Genomic DNA, 17,345 nt, shown 5'->3' with positions numbered 1-17,345 from the left:
GATGCGGTCGGGCCCCGCGGGGCTACGCGGATCGGGGCGCGGTCAGTGCCCGTTGCCCCGCGCGGACCGGTGGAAGGCGACGGTGTAGGTACGGGTCACCGAGCCGTTGGGTGAGGTCAGGGTGACGGTGCGGGTGGTGGAGCGCGGCGCGGTCGAGGAGACGACCGCGCTTCCGTCGGTGACCTTGACCCGGGTGCCGGGCTGGGCCGGGACGGCGGTGACGGCCGGGACCTTGCCGTTGGCGGGGAGGTCGACGACATACGTGGAGACCTCGGGGTCGAAGCCGTCGACGGCGACTCCCCCGACCTTGAGGGCACTCGCGTCGGCGACGCTCGCCTTCGTGGCGTCGGCGTGGTTGGTGACGGTGACCGAGCCGTCGTGGTTGACCACGACGCGCGCGGCCATCGCGGCGGCCAGATTGATCCGCTCCCAGCTCGGTGCGCCGTCCGCCGTGAGGTCGAGCGGGTAGCCCGAGTCGGTGGCGGTCTGCTGGAGGATCTGGGTGCGCTGCCCGGCGGTGAGGTCGGGGAACGCGGTGATCAGCAGGGCCGCCGCGTCGGCCGGCGCCGTGAGGGGCTGACCGGCCTTGCCCGTACGGGAGAAGCCGTAGGTCAGGCGCTGCGTGTAGACGTCGATGTCCTGCGCCGTGGTGAGGCCGCCGTAGGAGTCGCCCGCGCAGGCGGCGAGCGTGTCTCCGTATCCCCGCTTCTCGCACTGCGCGAGCAGCACGTTCTCGATCTCGGTGTGGGCCTGTGTGAGCAGGTGCGCGAAGTCGGGGTCGGCCCACCGGTGGGCCACGGTGGCCTGTCCGGTGATGCGCCCGCCCATGACATCGAGCGGGTAGTGGAAGCCGAGGATGACCCGGTTGTCGCCGTACTCCGAGGTGCGGGCGAGGATCGACGGTGCCAACTCCGGCAGGAGCGTGGCCAGTACGGTCCCGGCCTCGTAACCGCCGTACGTGTGACCGCTCGGGTACGAGCCGCTGGTGGCGAGGCCGCTGTACGAGCCGTCCTGCGACTCGTAGACGTCCCCGCCGTCGCCGACGAAGCCGAGCCGGACGTACGGGCGCAGGTAGCCGTAGTGGTCCTTGGCCGCGTCGTGGGTGTCGAGACCCTGGGTGACCCGGCCGAACAGGGCGTTGGTCTTGGGCAGTTGGCCGCCGCTCAGCGCGTCGCTGTAGATCGCGCCGAGCCGGGACCCGAGGCCGTCCGCCAGGGTGACGGTGGCGCTGTGCGTCGCGTCGACCTCGGCCCTGTCGACCTCCTTCTGCGTGGCCGCGTTGTTGACGCGCACCGCGATCTCGTCGTTCTCCGCGGGGAGCGAGGCGCCCTTAGCGACCTTGGAGTTGGCGCCGAGGACGCTGGAGGGGAGGTGGTCGAAACCGCTGAGGAGGTTGGTGAAGTAGTCGGAACCGTCGCCGGTCGCGGGCCACTTGTCCGACGCGTAGCTCGCCTTCAGCGTCTCGTCGGGGAACGGGGACGGGGTGTACGCCGGGGCCGCCGCGTCCTGAGCGGCGGCCGGGTCGTCCGAGGTCCCGGCCAGCGTCACCGCGGTGACGGTGACCGAGTGGGCCTTGGCCTTGGCCGCCGCCTTGCCCGCCGCCCTGCCCTCCGTGTTGCCCTCGGACTTGGCCGCCGTCGTGCCCGCCGCCTTGCCCTCTGACTTGCCCGAGACCGTGAGCAGCGCCGTGCCGGTCGTGGCCGGAAGGTGCGCGGTGGAACCGTCGTCGAGGGTCACGGTGTAGCCGATGACCGGGAATCCGCCGTCTCCGGCCGCCCGCCAGGTCACCCGGACGTGGCTGCCGTCCGTGGTCACCCCCGTCACGTGCGGCTTCTGCGGCTTGCCGCCGCCGGTCACCACGGGCGCGGTGGCGGCGCTCTGCCGCGAGGCGCCGACGGCGTTCAGCGCCTGGACGCGCGCGGTGTACGAGCGGCCCGCGGGCAGCGAAGTGAACACCGTGCTGCGGCTGTTCGGGTCGCGGATCTCGACCTGGTGGCCGTCGCCGAGGCTGATCCGGTAGCCGGTGACGGGCGAGCCGCCGGTGTCCTGCGGCGCGGCCCAGGCGACGGTCACACTCGCGCCGGACGAGGTCGCCGACACCGCGCCGGGCGCGGCCGGAACGGTCTTGGGCTTCGTCCTGAGCGCGGACATCGCGCGGTCGAGGGCCTGGTAGCGCGCGGTGAGCGTCGTGTCCGTCGCCTTGTCGTCCGCGACGGCCGCCTTGGCCGCGGTGAGCGCGGTGGTGAACGCCTTCCACGACGCGTCCGGGTAGCGCACGTTGTCGAGGGCCGACGCCGTGCCGACCAGGTTCTCAAGTCGCAGCCGGGGCAGCGGAATCAGCTGGTCGGCGGCGAGGGTGAGGCTGCGGGTCTGCGTGTCGACTTCGAGCTGGGCCGCGTCGTCGGCGGCCAACAGAGCTTGCGCGGAGCCGAGTTCACGCCGGAACACGCCGAAGTCGATCGTGTCGTAGCGCGCCGCGTCACCGGACAGTCCCGCGTACCGGTCGATCGCCTCGCGCAGCGCGGTCTTGTCCGTCGCGGTGGGCGTGTCGACGTGGCTGAAGGTGATCCGGCCCAGATTCGCGACGTACGGGTGCGAGGAGTCCGGCGTCGTCAGCAGCCGCAGGTGGACGGTGTGGGTGCCGGTGACCGGCGTGGGCAGCGTCAGGCTCGTCGTGCCTCCCGACGACCACGCGCTTCCGGTGACCGGCAGCGGGACGGTCGCGTACGGCGTCCCCGGATCGGCCGCGTCGAAGGAGTCCAGGTAGAGCTGGACGGCGGAACCGGTGCCGCAGCGCGCCGAGTTGTTGACGTAGGTGAAGGTGACGGTGTTCTTCGGAGCGGACCCGAAGTCGACGGCGCCGTAGCCGGCCCAGGCGCCGTTGTACGTACCGCCGAGGTCGGTGGTGGAGCCGGAGCCGGTCCAGCCGACCGGCTCGCTCTTGAGGCCGCCGCCGCTGTTGGAGTCGAACGCGGTCGCGTCGAAGCCCACCGGGGCGTCGGCGGTGCGCGTCAGGGTCAGCGAGTAGACGTTGGCCACGTACGGCTGCGAGGACGACTGGGTGCTGGAGACGAAGTCGGCGTACACGTCCTGGACGCCGGTGAAGACCGCCGGGTCGAGCTGGACGGTCGCGGTGGCGAGGGTTCCCCAGCCGGAGCCGGTGTAGTCGAGCGGGATGTCGACGGCCTTCTCGCCGTCCTTCGAGCCGAGGTGCAGTTCGAGGTGCGAGTCGGACGCGGCGCGCGACTGCGGCTTGTCGTAGCTGACGGTGACGGTGTCGGCGCCGTCCTTGAGGTCGGTGGCCTTCCACTGGGCCCACGCGCCGTTCGTGGTGTTCTCGAAGATGCCGTTGCCGAGGCTGAGCGGCAGCGAACCGCCGCCGGTCGTGGTGCTGTTGGCCGCCGTGAGCGAGGCGAGCGTGGTCGAGGGCGACGAGGAGACCGCCTCGGGCGAGAACTGGTACCAGTCGAAGTTCGACACCCACTGCTGGCCGGACGGCGCGTGGAAGACGAATGTCGCACCTGACGCGGCCAGCAGCGCGTCCGGGTCGGTGACGGCCGCCCGCACGGTGGTGTAGGTCTGCCAACTGCCCGTGCCGGGCAGGGAGACGGTGGCGACGACGGGACCGTCCGCGGCGCCCGCGTGCACGTCCACGCTGCTCGGCTTCGCGCTCGCGGCCTGCGAGTTGGCGTAGCGGACCGCGACGCTGCGCGGGGCGACCCCGCCGAAGTCCAGCTTGTTGTACCGCTCCCAGGCGCCCTCGGTGACCCCGCCGAGGTCGCCGTCGGAGTAGTACGCCTCCTTCACGAGGCTGGGGCCCTCCATCTGGTCGGGGGCCTCGGCCTGGAGTACGGCGTAGCCGCCCTCGTCGAGGGTGAGCGCGTCGGCGGCCGAACGCAGCGCGTCCTGCGCCGCCATGAGCGTGCCCGTCCTGGCGGCGGTGTCCGCGAGGACGGTCCGCGCGCGCTCCAGCGCCGAACGGAACAGCGTCCAGGAGCCGTCGGAGTAGTTGCCGCCGCGCACCAGGGACGCCTGGTCGACGAGCGCGCCGAGCGAGGCGCGGTACACCGCGGCGGCGGAGACGGTCAGCGGGTCGGTCGCCGAGATGCCCGTGCCGCTCACCGTGGAGGCGCGCACGCCGTGGGCGAAGGCCGCGTCGCGGAAGGTGATGCCGTAGCGCGCGTCGACCTTCGCGGTGCCGGTGAGCGACAGCGTCGCCGTACGCGAGCCGGTCACCCGGAGGTCGGCCGTGACGCCGCCGGGCAGGCCGGTCACGCTCGCCGCGCCGGTCCTGGTGAGGCTGGTGCCGCTGCGGGCGGCGAAGGACGCCGGTCCCGACAGGGTGAGCTTCACGCTGCCGTGGACGGAGCCGTCGGCGGCGGTGGCGACGGTGTCCGGGCGGGCGGACATGACGGTGCCTGTGCTGCCCGTTCCGGTGCCGCCGTGGCCGGTGTCGGTGTCCAGCGAATACGCGGGCTTGGTGTCGACGCCCCACCGGGAGGGCTTGGCGCCCATGGTGAAGTCGAGGGTCCCGCCGGCGATGATCTGCGAGTAGTCCAGCCAAGTGTCGCCGAAACGCTTGCCGTTGAGGGTCGCGCTCTGCACGTAGTAGTTCGTCGGCGAGACCCCGCCGGCCTTCACCGTGAAGCGCGAGCCGTTGGCGTACGTGATCGTCGTGGAGTCGAAGAACGGGCTGCCGATCTGGAACTGGCTGGAGCCCGCGGTCACCGGGAACAGGCCGAGGGCCGCCGCGACGAACATGGTCGACATGGTGCCCGCGTCGTTGTCCATGGTCGGCAGGAAGCCGTTCGGGGCGAGCTTGTAGACCTGCGTCTTGACCGGCGGAGTGAACTCGCCGCCGCCGCTGGGGACTTCGCTGGTGGAGCCCGTCGCGATGTACCGGTTCCAGGTCGAGCCGGTGTAGATGGCGCGCACCCACTTCTGCGTCAGGCTGGGCTCGCCGACGTAGTTGAAGAGGTACGGGGCCTGGAGGTCGATCTCGTTCGCGTTGGAATGCAGCATGGTCGAGCCGTTGTCGAGGGCGGAGTCCTCGCCGAACATGTGGTCGACGGCGGCCTTTCCGGCCCTGGCGCCGCCCATGGCCTTGATGAGGCCGCCCATGTCGTAGGCGTCGTACCAGTGGTACTGCCAGAGCGTGCCCTGGTAGAGATCGGCCGCCTCGAACTTCTCGTAGTCGGCGCTCTGCCAGTCGCCGCCGGACGCGCGCGGCGTCAGCAGGCCGACCTTGGTGCCGTCACCGGCCGTCCAGGCACCGGACTTCACCAGGTTGTCGATCGCCATCGTCGACTGCGTGCGCAACTTGGCGGCGTCCGCGTCCTTGCCGAGCGCGCCCGCGATGACGGACAACGCCCACTGGTCGTAACCGCGTTGGACCGTCGTACCGGGATCACCGGTGACGTATCCCTGGCGCAACTGCGCGCCCGTGTAGAACCCCGAGTACGACAGCAGCGCCGGATACGCCTCGTCCAGCCGGTCGAAGTTCTTGTAGCCCTTCGACAGCGCGTCGGCGATCACCACCGCCGAGCGCTCCCACCGCACGGTCGGCACCGAGTGGGTGAGGCTGCCGAGGCTCTTGCCCGAGGCGTGCGCGTCGGCGAAGAGCACGATGAGCGACTGCACCAGGTCCCGGTACGTGGCCGGGTCGATGTACGCCTCGACCGAGTACTTCCTGAAGTCGTCCCAGGTGGACCAGCCGTCGTAGTACGTGAAGCCGTTCGCGGTGTGCACCGCGCCGTCCGCGCCGCGGTAGGTCCCGCTGGTGCTCGTGGCGTTCACCGGCAGCCCGTACATCCGGTACAGGTGCGTGTAGAACTCCTTGGTGAGCGTCGACCCGGGGTCGGACGTCGCGGACGCGCTGACGGCGACGGCGCCGAGCGTGCTGTTCCACTCCGCCTTCGTCCGTGCGCGCGCCTGGTCGAAGGTGAGGCCGCCGACCTCGTTGCGCTGGTCGGTCACGGCCTGGTCCGCGCTGATCGGCGAGAGCGTGACGCGCAGTTCGACGTCGCGCCCGTCCGCCGTGTCGAATCCGAGGACCGCTCCGGCGTCGGAGCCGTCCCGCGTGGTCGCGTCGCCCAGCGTGCCGTCGTTGCCCCAGCTCTTCAGCGACGTCACCGGGACATTGGTCGTGGCGGCGTAATAGAGCTGGTACGAGGCGCCGTTGAACGAACCCGCGATGAGGCCGGTGATCGAGGTCGTCCCGTTCGGGAGCGTCGTCGCCTTCATCGTCGTGCGGGTGCGGCTGGTGAAGTTGTTCGCGAGGTCGAGGACGAGTTGGGGCTCGGCGCCGTCGGGGAAGCTGTAGCGCTCCAGGGCCGTACGCGTCGTCGCCGTCATCTCGGCCTTGACGGTCCCGGCGTCCCGCGTCACCGCCGAGGCGGTCCCGGAGACCGACCCGAGCCCCACCTGGTAGTAACCGGGCGTCGCCGTCTCGTCGTTGTGGCTGTACGGGTGCGCGTACGTGCTGGGCGCCGGGCGCTTGTCGTAGCGCACGGACGTCGGGACGACCAGCAGGTCACCGCCGCCGCCCGAGCCGCCGACGCCGTCGAGATTCGTCGCGGTGAACCCGGCGATGCGGCTCTCGTTGTAGTCGTACCCGGTGTGGTTGCGGCCCGGTGTGGTCAGCGGGTTGACCTTGGCGAGGCTGTGCGGCGCCTCGGCGCCCGGCAGGTCGTTGCCGTCGTCACCCGCGGTGGAGACGAAGGGGTCGACGAGCTTGGTGTAGTCGGTGCCGCTCGACGCGCCGGACGTGCCGGACGTGTGCGACGTGTTGGACGCTTTGGCCGAGGGTGCCGCCGCGGCCGTACCGGCGCCCGCCAGCGCGGCCAAGGCGAGCGACCCGGTGAGCAGCGCCGCGACCGTGGCGCGCAGGCGGCCGTGGTGCCCGCGGGCGGCTCCCGGTGGCGTCACGCGCGGCGTCGGGGCGTGGGATCTGATGGGCATGTGGCCTCTCCGGAGTCGCGGAACGCACGCACGACCCCGGGACGACAACGTTGTCAACCCAACACTGGAGCGTGCAGAGTGAGATGGCGGTGGACACGCCGGAGTATTCCCGCAAGCGCCCACGGACGTCCACCATCAGACACGGGAAAGGCGTACGGGGGACAAACGGAATCCGCACAGAAGGTGCGCTCCGGGCGCACGGGCCGGGGCGTGAGCGCGGTGACCGGACATCCGCAGTCCGGCGCCGCGTGTAGCGGCTCGACGATGCCTGTACGTCGAGTCCATCGCACACGTGGCACAACGGCCACCGGTCTCAGTCCTGGATCAACGGCAGCTCAGCCACCATCACGGCGTAGAGCGGCGAGTCCGCGAAGGGGCGCTGCGTGCCGACACGGCGGTATCCCCAGGCTTCGTACAGCGCCTCGACACGGCGGTGGGTGGTGTCGACCAGCAATACGGCGAGGGCTTCGGGGCGGTCTCGCAGCAGGGAGTGGTGCAGGCGCTCGGATATCCCCCGCTTCCGCCACTGGGGCCGAACCATCAACTCGGAGACCGAGAAGGTGGAGGGGTCCTCCGGTGCGGGGACGAGGTACTCGCGCCACCACTCCCTGCCGGTACCGGCAGGTGCGCCGTACGCGAAGCCGACGGGTTCGTCACCGTCGTAGGCCACGACGCAGGTGAAGCCGTCCATCGCACCCCAGTGGTCGACGAACCAGGGGAAGCGCTGGTGGAATTCGTCGTCCATCTGGTCGGCGTAGGCGTCGGCGTGCACGTCGATCAGGAGCTGCCGGACCGTCGGGAGGTCGTCGCTCGTGAACGGGCGCAACTCGATGACGTCGGGCACAGTCAGCTCCATTCGGTGCGGTATCGGTCGCCCCACTCGTACGCGCTCCTCGCGTCCGGCGCGGCGGTGAGCAGATCACGGTAGAAGTCGCCGATCACGGATCGTAGACGGCCGGGCAAAGGGCCACCATCCATGAGGGTGAAGACCTGCTCGGCACTGGCGCAGCCTTGTTCGATGTCTCCCTGGTGCACCTGCGCCAGCGCGAGGCGTGCGGTGACGAGCGCCCGGTTCCTGCGGAATCGCTGGGGAAGAGTCGCCAACGACTTGAAGGAGGCCGCCTCGGATTCCTCGTGTCGGCCGAGCAGATCCTCCGCGATGGCGGTGAGCGAGTGGAGCTCCGCCGCCCCGTAGAAGGCGACCCAGCTCGGACGTGCTTCGCTCCCGGCCTTGCCGAGGGATTCCTGCGCGTAGCCCAGGTTGCGCAAAGTCGGTTGTTTCTGCCCGACGACGGCGTGAGCGATGGCCGTACGCGCATGGGCGAGGGAGGCGAAGAGGGGGTCCCGTCGGGTAATGCCGACCCGTTGGGCTGCCTGCGCGGCGGCCAGTGCCTCGGAGTAGTGGCGGTTGTTGTAGCCGAGCATCGAGAGTGTGTTCCAGACACGGAACTGCGTGACGGAGTCCTGCGCCATACCGGCGAGGCTCAGCGCCTGGTCCAAGTGCGCCCGAGCGCGTGCGAGTTGCCGCGCGTCCAGGGCGACCCACGCGGCGGTGGCCGTCAGATCCGCGGCCAGACCGAACAGGCGGTTGCGCACCCGCTGCGTCGCCGCGCCGTTCTGCAGGGCGAGCGCCTGCTTGGCCGCGGCCAAAGCGCTGTCCTCCAAGTTGGTGGTGCCGCCCGTCTGGTCGTCCAGCGCGTTCAACACGTCCAGCTTGTTGCGGACGCGCTCGGCGTCGGTCGTGCCGACAGTGGAGCGCGAGGTCAGTAACGGGGCGGCTGCGCCGGCCGTGGTGGAAGCGAGAAACGATCTACGGTTCACGGGCTGCTCCGCGGTGCGTGACGGGCTGGCGGGTGGCGGCTGGAGAAAGCCGAGTTCCTCCATGGAACACCCGAATACTGCCTGCAACGCGAGCCGCATACGGCGATAGGGCCAGCGGGTCTTTCCGGTCAGCCAGTACCGGACCACCCGGTCGGTGGCCGTGCCCTCGTGTCCTGCGGCGCGCAGCCATTCGTTCAGGGCCTCGGCCAAACCCGCCTGGGTGAAGCCGACTTCGGCCATCCGCAGTCGGAGTCGCATATTGCCCGTCACACACTCACCGTAGCCGCGCCTCAGCGTTCGGTGAAGGCGAGTGCGGTGCGCGCGCCTCGAACTTTCCGGTTGGCGCCGAGCCGGGCGCCCCCGGACTTTCCTTTCCGGCCGCTCGGCCTCTGCGTTGACTGTCCATGGGCGGTTGAGCCGCCGTCAGGGGCGGACGGTCCCATGGCATCGGCACGGACAGGCGAGAGGCGTGACCAATGACATTCGGCAGGGGCTACCAGAGCAGGCTGGAGCTCGACTCCCAGCCGACGTCGGTTCGCTGGGTCCGTGCACATACGGAGGGTGTCCTGCGCAGTTGGTCAGCGCCTGAGGCTCTCGTGGAGAACGCCGTGCTGATCGTCTCCGAGTTGGCGACCAACGCGGTGCAGCACGCCGCCGATGACTCCGCAGAGGCTTGCGACGGAGGGCACGGCACCGGGTCCCGGTTCGCGGTCGGCCTGTGGATGGCGGACAGCGGACTCGTCGTCGCCGTCTACGACCAGATGCGTCGGCCGCCCGTACAGCAGAAGTCGTCACTGGAGTCGGACGGCGGACGTGGCCTGGCACTCGTCGACGCGCTCAGTGCGAGGTGGGGATACGCCTACCTGTCGCAGGGCTACGGGAAGTTGGTTTACGCGGTGCTGAGCCCGCCGGGGCATGGGGATACGACGGTGGCCTTGATGGAACCGACGCTCCAGCGACTGCTCACCGCGGACGCGGGCTTATTGGCGGCGGTGAGCGCATGAGTGGTGAACACACGAGCATCAAGGCCGGAGCAAATCCCCCCGGCCCGGCCGACGATGCCCACCCGAATGGGGAACAGCCCAGGCCGTTCAGCGTGCCGGGACGGTGGACGATCACAACGCCGAACGGCCCGGAGGTCTCCGGCTACCTGCCCGACTGGGCGGAGGACGATCCGAGCGAGTCCGGAGTGCCGTTCGACTTGCTGCCCCTCCGGCTGACGCACATCGAGCATCGCACCTTCTTCGAGGGCCAGACGGTGAGCCTCGTGGAAACGTGGCCGGGAAACGCCGCGGAGGAGGAGGTGGTTCTCGGGGGCAGTATCGACTGCGCTCCGTACGCCTCCGATCCACGGTTTCGTCTCCCGGTCGTCAACATCCAGGTGTGCCCCGAGCACTGGATCGCCGGTCTCGATCCGGACGGAGTCGCCGAGATCGCCGCGCGCCTCCTCGACCAGGCCGAACTCCTCATACGCGAGGTGCGTCCGGCCTTGATCGCCGCCCGCAAAGACTGGGAAGCCCACCATCCCGTGCGGGACCAGGACGCCCGGACGGACAGCAACTCGGAGTTCCCGGAACCTCCCTCATCCATGTCCTCGTAGGAACACAAACGTTGCGCTCCGCGCAGCCAGGCGGCTGCGTCAACCGTTCGGGCCCATCAGCCCCGGGACACCAACCCAGCGCAAACCCATAGCGACCGCCCACGCCTTGACGGGGCTCTCCCGCGCTGCGCATGGCGGTTGGCAGAAGCAGTGTCCGTATTCACAACCCACCAGGAGGAGTTGGCATGGCCAACATCACGCACACCATCGGCGCGGGGCCCGCGACCGTGGGCACGACCGCGCAGGACGACTTCGAGCTGGACGTCACCCTGGTCGAGATCGGCGACACCGCCGGTCTGGTCAACCTGACGGACGACGGCTGTGGCTCGACCTGTGGCGCCTGCGTGTCCAGCGTCGCCTGATCCAAGCCGCACGACAGTTCTGTCCGGTGCCTTCACCGCTCACCGCGTGAGGGCACCGGCCGCCAGATCGGGACCAGGAGGTCGCTATGCCCGCAACCGCGTTCCGTGCCGGTCGCACCGCGCTCGTACGTGCGGTGGCCCGGCCCGAACTTTCCATTCCGCCCTGCCCGGGCATCGACGACACGTCGGCCTGCGGTGAGGCCGCCCGCCTTGCCTGGTTACGGCACGTGTGGTCCGAGGAGGACATGGCCGAGGCGTTGGCCCACGCCAGCCCCGATCTCGCCTCCCAGGTACGTGCCTTGTGTTCTTCCGACGGCCCCGCCGCGTCCGACGTGCGTCGCGCGGTCGTGTCCGTGGCCCGCTACGTACTGCGCGCCGAGCACCGGCCCACGCCGTTCGGCCTGTTCGCGGGGGTGACCACTGCCGCGCTGGGACCAGGGTCGGGGGCGAGCGCGAGGTGGGGTACGAACCACGCGGTGATCGGCCGGGCGAGCGCCGAATGGCTGACGGCCGTGGTCGAGCGGCTGGAGTCCTGCCCCGAACTGGTGGACCGCCTGCTGGTGGTCGTCAACAACGCCGCTGCCCACCGTGGTGATCGCCTCATCGTGCCGTACCGGTCCGACACCACGAGCGCTCGGACGCGCAGGGTCGAGGCATCCGTGGCTCTGACCGAACCGGTGCGGGCGGTGCTCGAAATGGCCTCGGAGCCGATCCGCGCCGACGTACTCGTGGACAAGCTCGTATCCGACTTCCCCACCGCGAACGCGGAGCGAGCCCGTCACCTTGTGCGAGAGCTGATTCGCAACGAGGTCCTGATCACGAACCTGCGCACCCCGAGCACCGAGACGGACGCCCTGTCCTACACGGTGGAGCAGCTCGACGCGGTGGAGGCGGCCACGGTGGCGCCAGTCGCAGAGGCGGTCGAGACGCTGCACGCTGTGCGGACCGGCCTGCGCGGCTGCGGCTCCCGCGAGGGTCGCGCCGGTGTTGCCGCGTGGATGCGTGCCTTGGTGCCGGAACTTCGCGGCCACCCCCTGGCGCTGGACCTTCGCCTTGACGCGGAGACCGAACTGCCCGAGCAAGTGGCCCGGGAGGTCGAGCGGGCCGCCTTCGTCCTGGCCCGGGTCAGCACCGCCCCGTACGGGACCGAGGCGTGGAAGGCGTACCAGCGACGGTTCTACGAGCGGTACGGCATCGGCACGATGGTCCCGCTCAAGGAAGTGGTCGCCGACAGCGGCACCGGCTTCCCCGACGGCTATCCGGGCGCGGCCGCAGACACCCGCCGTTCCCGGCTGTCCGTACGCGACGACACGCTTGTACGGCTTGCGCAGGCAGCCGCCCTAGACGGCCGCGACGAGGTCGTCCTCACGGACGAGCTGATCGACGCGATGAGCCTCGGCCCCGAAAACCCGCGCATCCCACCGCACTTGGAGATCGGCGTCCGGGTGCATGCGGACACCGCGGAGGAGCTGGCCCGTGGTCGATTCCGCCTCGAAGTAGTCAGCGTGTCACGGGGTTTCGGCGTCACTACCGGGCGGTTCCTCGGCGTGCTGACGACTGAAGACCGCGAGCACCTGTCAGCGGAACTGGCGGATCTGCCGACCGCCGACGCCGGTACCGTCCCCGCGCAGTTGTCGTTCCCGCCGCTGCTCGCGTCGAGCGCCCATGTCACCCGTGCCCCGCAGGTCCTGCCCACCGTGATCAGTGTCCAGGAACACCGCGCCACCAGCGCCGGCGTACTCACCCCGGACGACCTGGCCGTGGCATGCGACGGCCGCCGCATGTACCTCGCCGCGCCTGAACACGGGGTCCGGGTTGAAGCGGTGGGCATGCACGCGCTGAACCTCGTCACGCACACCCCACCGCTGGTCCGCTTCGTCGCCGAGTTGTCGCGTGCCCAGTGCGCGCAGGTCACGACCTTCGACTGGGGCGCCGCGAACGCGATGCCGTACCTGCCGAGGATCCGTTACGGGCGTACGGTGCTCGCCCCCGCACGGTGGCGGCTGGACGCCTGCGAACTGCCCGGCCGCGCCAGCGCCCAGGCCCAGTGGGACGCCGCACTTGAAGAGTGGCGGACCGGACGACGGATGCCGTGCCGGGTCGAACTCGCCGAGTCCGATCGGCGCCTGTACCTGGACCTCGCCCAGGCCGCGCACCGGAGCCTGCTGCGCCACCATCACCTCCGCGCGTCCTCGGCCGTCCTCGTCGAAGCCCCAGCCGCCGACGCGTACGGCTGGTGCGGCGGGCGGGCGCACGAGGTCGTCGTACCGCTCAAAGCGACACGACCGCCGGCCTGGCCGCTCCTGCCGACCCCCACCCCCGCTCGCGCCTTCTCAGGGCAGCAGATCCAACCCCCTGGCGTCTCCTGCCTGTTGCTGGCCACCCTGTACGGCGACCCGCGCCGCCAAGACGCGCTGCTGGGCCAGCACATCCCAGAACTGCTGAACCGGCTCGGCGCCCCGCCGTGGTGGTTCATCCGCTTCCGCGATCCCGACCACCACCTGCGTGTACGGATCGTGCTGCCCCGTCCAGAAGCCTTCGCCGAGACCGCTCGTATCGTCGCCGCTTGGGCGAACGAACTGCGCGCCGCCCGGCTGCTGTCGGACCTGCGCTTCCCCACCTCCTACCGGGAGATGGGCCGTTGGGGCTCCGGCACCGCGTGGAAGGCTGCCGAAAAAGTCTTCCGCGCGGACTCCCGCGCCGTCGTCGCCCAACTCGGCCAGCCACAGCGTCCTCACCACCGTGTCCTGGTCGCCGCGCACACGATCGCAATCGCCAACTCGTTCCTCGGAAGCGCCGAAGCCGGGATGCGCTGGCTGATCGACCACATTCCGTCCAGACCTTCCGCCCCGTCCAGGCCGGTGTCGCGGCCGGAGTACGCGGAGGTCGTTCGCCTGGCAGATCCGTCGGACGGCTGGGCGGCCCTGCGAGGCGTACCCGGTGGGCAGGCCGTCGTGGACGCGTGGGCCGACCGGGACCAGGCGCTCGCCGCCTACCGGGCGCTCCTGCCAGGCCCGGACACCCACGGCATCCGCTTGGACGATGTCCTCTCCTCGCTCCTGCACGTGCACTTCGTCCGCCACCTGGCGGTCGACTTCTCGGAGGAAGAGATCTGTCTCCGCCTCACGCGCGCCGCCGCCCTGGCCTGGATGTCCCGGCGGGCATGGTGACTCAGCACTTCGCAACCGCAACCGCAGCCTGCGCAGCTTCAGTGGCAAACGCCATCGCCGACCTTCTGGCCGACCCCGGCACCGCGCCCATGGCCCCTCGGACACTGACCAGCGAACGACAGCAACTCGCTTACGGTCCGCTGGGTATCGCCCTGCTCCATATCGAACGGGCCGCTCGCGACCTCGGCCCGTGGCAACGTGCCCACGACTGGCTGGCCGTCACGACCAGCAAGCCGTTCATCAGCGGCCCTGACAGCCACCCCTTCTACGGAGCCCCCGCCCTGGCCCATGTTGTGGCCCGCGCCGCCGAACACCAGGCCGGCACCACTTACCACCGCGCCCTTGCCTCCCTCGACGCCCGGATCGCCACGGACGTTCAGCGCCGTCTCGACGCGGCACACCGGCGAATCGACGTCGGCCGCCTTCCGCAACTGGCGGAGTTCGACGCGATGCGCGGCCTGACCGGCTACGGCGCCTATCTCCTGCGACGTGACCCGTCCAGCTCCACAGCACGAGCCGTCCTCGACTACTGCGTACGGCTCACCGAGCCGGTCGTCCACCACGGTGAGTTCCTACCGGGCTGGTGGACTGCGACCGGGCCCTCCGGTCGGCCCGACGACCGTTACCGGGGCGGCCACGCCAACAACGGAATGGCGCACGGCATCGGCGGCGTGCTCGCGCTGCTGGCCGTCGCCGCCCGCCGCGGCACGGTCGTGAGCGGCCATCGCGAAGCCCTCCGTACGATCCTGGACTGGCTCGACCTCTGGCCCAAGAGCACCGGCCCCGACCTGGCTTGGCCGTACTGGGTCACGCGCGACGAGCTGCGGACCGGACGTCTCACCCCTGCCCGGCCACGGCGACCGTCATGGTGTTACGGCACCGCGGGTCTCGCCCGCGCCCAGCAACTCGCCGCTCTCGCGCTCGGCGACATCGACCGCCAAATCGAGGCGGAGACGGCTCTCGTAGCCGCCCATACCGATCCCGCACAGCTCAAGGCCACTACCGACAGCGGTCTTTGCCACGGCTTCGCCGGTCTCGCTCACGTTGCCGCCAGGACCGCTGACGACGCCCACCACACAACCGAGGTGCGGCTCCGCGCGACGATTCCGGCTCTCCTGACAGCTGTCTGCCCCCAGGAGACCGACCCTGTCGAGACCGCCGGTGCCCTGGTGAAAGGGGTCGGCCCCGGGTTCCTCGACGGCGCGGCCGGTATCGCCCTGGCACTCCAGTCCCCGGCTGCCGGTGCGCCGCCCGTCTCCGACTGGGACGCCTGCCTGCTCATCGCCTGACGCCCCTCGATCGAAGGACCGCCTTTATGCCCTCGGACCGTTGGCAGCAGCACAACATCACCTTCACCGATCGCACGACCGGCAACCGCGTCCTCGTCGAACGGCTCGGTCCGGCCTTGCTCGGGGCCGAGGAAGAGGGGGAGCTCACCGGCTGGTGGTTCATGAACAAACAGCCCTGGCCGCTGCGTTACCGTGCCGACGAGCCGTCGCCTCTGGTCGAATCGGTGCTGAGCGATCTTGTCGGCAGCGGCTCGGTCCGATCGTGGCTGCCCTGCGTCTACGAGCCGGAGATAACCGCCTTCGGCGGTGCGGAGGCCATGGACGCCGCCCACGACCTGTTCCACCTGGACAGCCGCCACCTGCTCACCTACCGGCCCGGCCAAGTGCATTTGGGCCGCCGGGAGACCGCTGTCCTTCTGGCCAGTGCCATGATGCGCGCCGCCAACCTGGACTGGTACGAGCAGGGTGACGTATGGGCGAAGGCCGCCGCACTGCGACCGGTCACCGACTTCCCTCTGAAGCGGGCCGCCGCCCTGATACCGGCGATGCGCGCCCTGATGACAGTCGACGTCCACAGCCTGTGCGTCCCGAACGGTGCGCTCGACGGGCACGCCGAGTGGGTGACCGCCTTCGAGCGGGCCGGTTCGACCGTGGCGCACCTCGCAGCCGCCGGCGGACTCACCCGCGGCCTAAGGGCCGTCATCGCCCACCACGTCATCTTCCACGCCAACCGCGCCGGTCTCCCCTTGGGCGACCAGAGCGCCCTGTTCACCACCGCACGAGAGGCAGTCATGGGATCGAGTGACTACACCGCGTCGTCCGCCAAGGGCACGCCCCGGACCACTAGCGTCGAGGCGGTGACCACCGACACGACCACCACACACGACGCCGAAGCCGCCCGGCTCCGCATCGCCCTGGTCGACCAGATCCGCGCGTCCGGATACGCCCGCACAACCGTTGTCGAGACGGCGCTGCGTACCGTTCCCCGCCACCTGTTCGTACCCGATGCGTCCCTCGAAGACGCCTACGCCAACGCGCCGGTCAACATCAAGTACGACACCGACGGCACATCGATCTCCTGCGCCTCCCAGCCTGGAGTCGTCGCCCTCATGCTGGACCAGTTGGACGCCCGCCCCGGCGAACGCATCCTCGAACTGGGCGCCGGTACCGGCTACAACGCCGCCCTTCTCGCCCACCTGGTCGGCGACACCGGCTACGTCACGACCATCGACGTCGACGACGACCTTGTCGAAGGCGCCCGTGCACACCTGGCTACCGCCGGTGTCTCCAACGTCGACGTTCTGACCCGTGACGGCGCCGTCGGCCACGCCGCGGGGGCACCGTACGACCGGATCATCGCCACCGTCGGCGCACACGGCGTCCCGCACGCCTGGATGCAGCAACTCGCACCCGGCGGACGCCTCGTCGTCCCGCAACGGCTCAAGGGCAGTGTGTCGCGCTCCATCGCCTACGAGCAGCGCGACGGCCACTGGACCAGCGTCAGCAGCAAGATGAACACCTTCATGCCCCTGCGGCGCGGCATCGCCGACGACGACCGCCGCGTCATCCTCCTCAGCACGGACGGGACCGTACGGCTCCAGGCCCCCGCCGGACAGCCCATCGACGCCGAGGCCCTGGCCGGAGTCCTGGAACAGCCGCGCTCCGAAGTGTGGACCGGGACGCTGTTCGCCGCTTCGGAGTCCGCCGAGTGGATGGAACTGTTCGTCTCCTGCTCCTTGCCCTCCGGTCTGATCCGAATGCTGTTCCCGGCCCAGGCCAAGGGCACGCTGCTCACCGACGACCCGTACCCGTCCTCAACGGCGGCCGTCGACAAGGCGGCCGTCACCTACCTGGCCCGCCGTCTCTCGGAGAAGACCACGCCGGACGGCGGCAAGCTCTGGGAGTTCGGTGTCATCAGCCACGGGTCCGGAGGCGGCGAGCTGGCCGCGAAGGTCGCCGATGTGATCCGTACCTGGGATCACGACTACCGGAGCCGCGAGGCTACCTTCGGGATCCAGCCCCTCGACGCCCCCGCGATCGAGCAGCGCTCCGGCCTCTTCGCCGTCGACACTCCGCTGAACCGCATCGTCATCGACTGGCGGTAACGCCAGCTCACGCAGGGGCCCGCAGGGCGCACCCGCCG

9 protein-coding genes are annotated in these 17,345 nt (G+C 70.4%); 6 read left to right on the top strand and 3 right to left on the bottom strand.

Annotation, left to right across the window (positions count from 1 at the left end; all coding sequences use genetic code 11):
- Positions 1 to 42 precede the first annotated feature (42 nt).
- The 3 genes from ACZ4EF_RS25760 to ACZ4EF_RS25750 form a co-directional block, all read right to left on the bottom strand.
- Entirely contained in the window at positions 43 to 6,960 is a 6,918-nt protein-coding gene (locus tag ACZ4EF_RS25760; protein WP_467506497.1) for a glycoside hydrolase domain-containing protein, read from the bottom strand.
- Positions 6,961 to 7,273: 313 nt separating this feature from the next.
- Positions 7,274 to 7,816: a GNAT family N-acetyltransferase gene (locus ACZ4EF_RS25755; RefSeq protein WP_467344533.1), complete on the bottom strand. Its 543-nt coding sequence runs from the start codon at positions 7,814 to 7,816 to the stop codon at positions 7,274 to 7,276.
- Complete coding sequence (locus ACZ4EF_RS25750; protein WP_467344535.1) at positions 7,807 to 9,051, bottom strand: XRE family transcriptional regulator; 1,245 nt, start codon at positions 9,049 to 9,051, stop codon at positions 7,807 to 7,809. The genes ACZ4EF_RS25755 and ACZ4EF_RS25750 overlap by 10 nt, the downstream gene beginning before the upstream one ends.
- A gap of 206 nt (positions 9,052 to 9,257) precedes the next feature.
- On the opposite strand from ACZ4EF_RS25750, the gene ACZ4EF_RS25745 reads away from it, so the two are divergent.
- The 6 genes from ACZ4EF_RS25745 to fxlM all read left to right on the top strand — a co-directional run bounded on the left by ACZ4EF_RS25745 (position 9,258) and on the right by fxlM (position 17,307).
- Positions 9,258 to 9,785: an ATP-binding protein gene (locus tag ACZ4EF_RS25745; protein WP_467344537.1), complete on the top strand. Its 528-nt coding sequence runs from the start codon at positions 9,258 to 9,260 to the stop codon at positions 9,783 to 9,785.
- On the top strand, positions 9,782 to 10,381 hold the full coding sequence (locus tag ACZ4EF_RS25740; protein ID WP_467344538.1) for a DUF6907 domain-containing protein: 600 nt from the start codon (positions 9,782 to 9,784) through the stop codon (positions 10,379 to 10,381). Before ACZ4EF_RS25745 ends, ACZ4EF_RS25740 begins: the two co-directional genes overlap by 4 nt.
- A gap of 185 nt (positions 10,382 to 10,566) precedes the next feature.
- Positions 10,567 to 10,743, top strand: a complete 177-nt coding sequence (locus ACZ4EF_RS25735) for an FxLD family lanthipeptide (protein WP_402710381.1) — start codon at positions 10,567 to 10,569, stop codon at positions 10,741 to 10,743.
- A 245-nt stretch (positions 10,744 to 10,988) separates the two neighbouring features.
- The gene (locus ACZ4EF_RS25730) at positions 10,989 to 13,913 is read left to right on the top strand and encodes a lantibiotic dehydratase (protein WP_467506505.1); all 2,925 of its coding nucleotides are present in this window, start codon (positions 10,989 to 10,991) and stop codon (positions 13,911 to 13,913) included.
- Positions 13,907 to 15,202, top strand: a complete 1,296-nt coding sequence (locus ACZ4EF_RS25725; protein WP_467506496.1) for a lanthionine synthetase C family protein — start codon at positions 13,907 to 13,909, stop codon at positions 15,200 to 15,202. Before ACZ4EF_RS25730 ends, ACZ4EF_RS25725 begins: the two co-directional genes overlap by 7 nt.
- Positions 15,203 to 15,228: 26 nt before the next feature.
- Entirely contained in the window at positions 15,229 to 17,307 is a 2,079-nt protein-coding gene (gene fxlM, locus ACZ4EF_RS25720; protein ID WP_467506495.1) for a methyltransferase, FxLD system, read from the top strand.
- Positions 17,308 to 17,345: the final 38 nt, after the last annotated feature.

This window comes from Streptomyces sp. NPDC025721 (assembly GCF_055558595.1).
Note: the sequence above shows the minus strand (reverse complement) of the source record. Positions and strands in the feature narration are given on the sequence as shown.

Coding starts and splice junctions, on each gene's coding strand:
- ACZ4EF_RS25745 (WP_467344537.1), top strand. CDS start 9,258: ATGACATTCGGCAGGGGCTACCAGAGCAGGCTGGAGCTCGACTCCCAG.
- ACZ4EF_RS25760 (WP_467506497.1), bottom strand. CDS start 6,960: ATGCCCATCAGATCCCACGCCCCGACGCCGCGCGTGACGCCACCGGGA.
- ACZ4EF_RS25740 (WP_467344538.1), top strand. CDS start 9,782: ATGAGTGGTGAACACACGAGCATCAAGGCCGGAGCAAATCCCCCCGGC.
- ACZ4EF_RS25725 (WP_467506496.1), top strand. CDS start 13,907: ATGGTGACTCAGCACTTCGCAACCGCAACCGCAGCCTGCGCAGCTTCA.
- fxlM (WP_467506495.1), top strand. CDS start 15,229: ATGCCCTCGGACCGTTGGCAGCAGCACAACATCACCTTCACCGATCGC.
- ACZ4EF_RS25755 (WP_467344533.1), bottom strand. CDS start 7,816: ATGGAGCTGACTGTGCCCGACGTCATCGAGTTGCGCCCGTTCACGAGC.
- ACZ4EF_RS25730 (WP_467506505.1), top strand. CDS start 10,989: ATGGCCGAGGCGTTGGCCCACGCCAGCCCCGATCTCGCCTCCCAGGTA.
- ACZ4EF_RS25735 (WP_402710381.1), top strand. CDS start 10,567: ATGGCCAACATCACGCACACCATCGGCGCGGGGCCCGCGACCGTGGGC.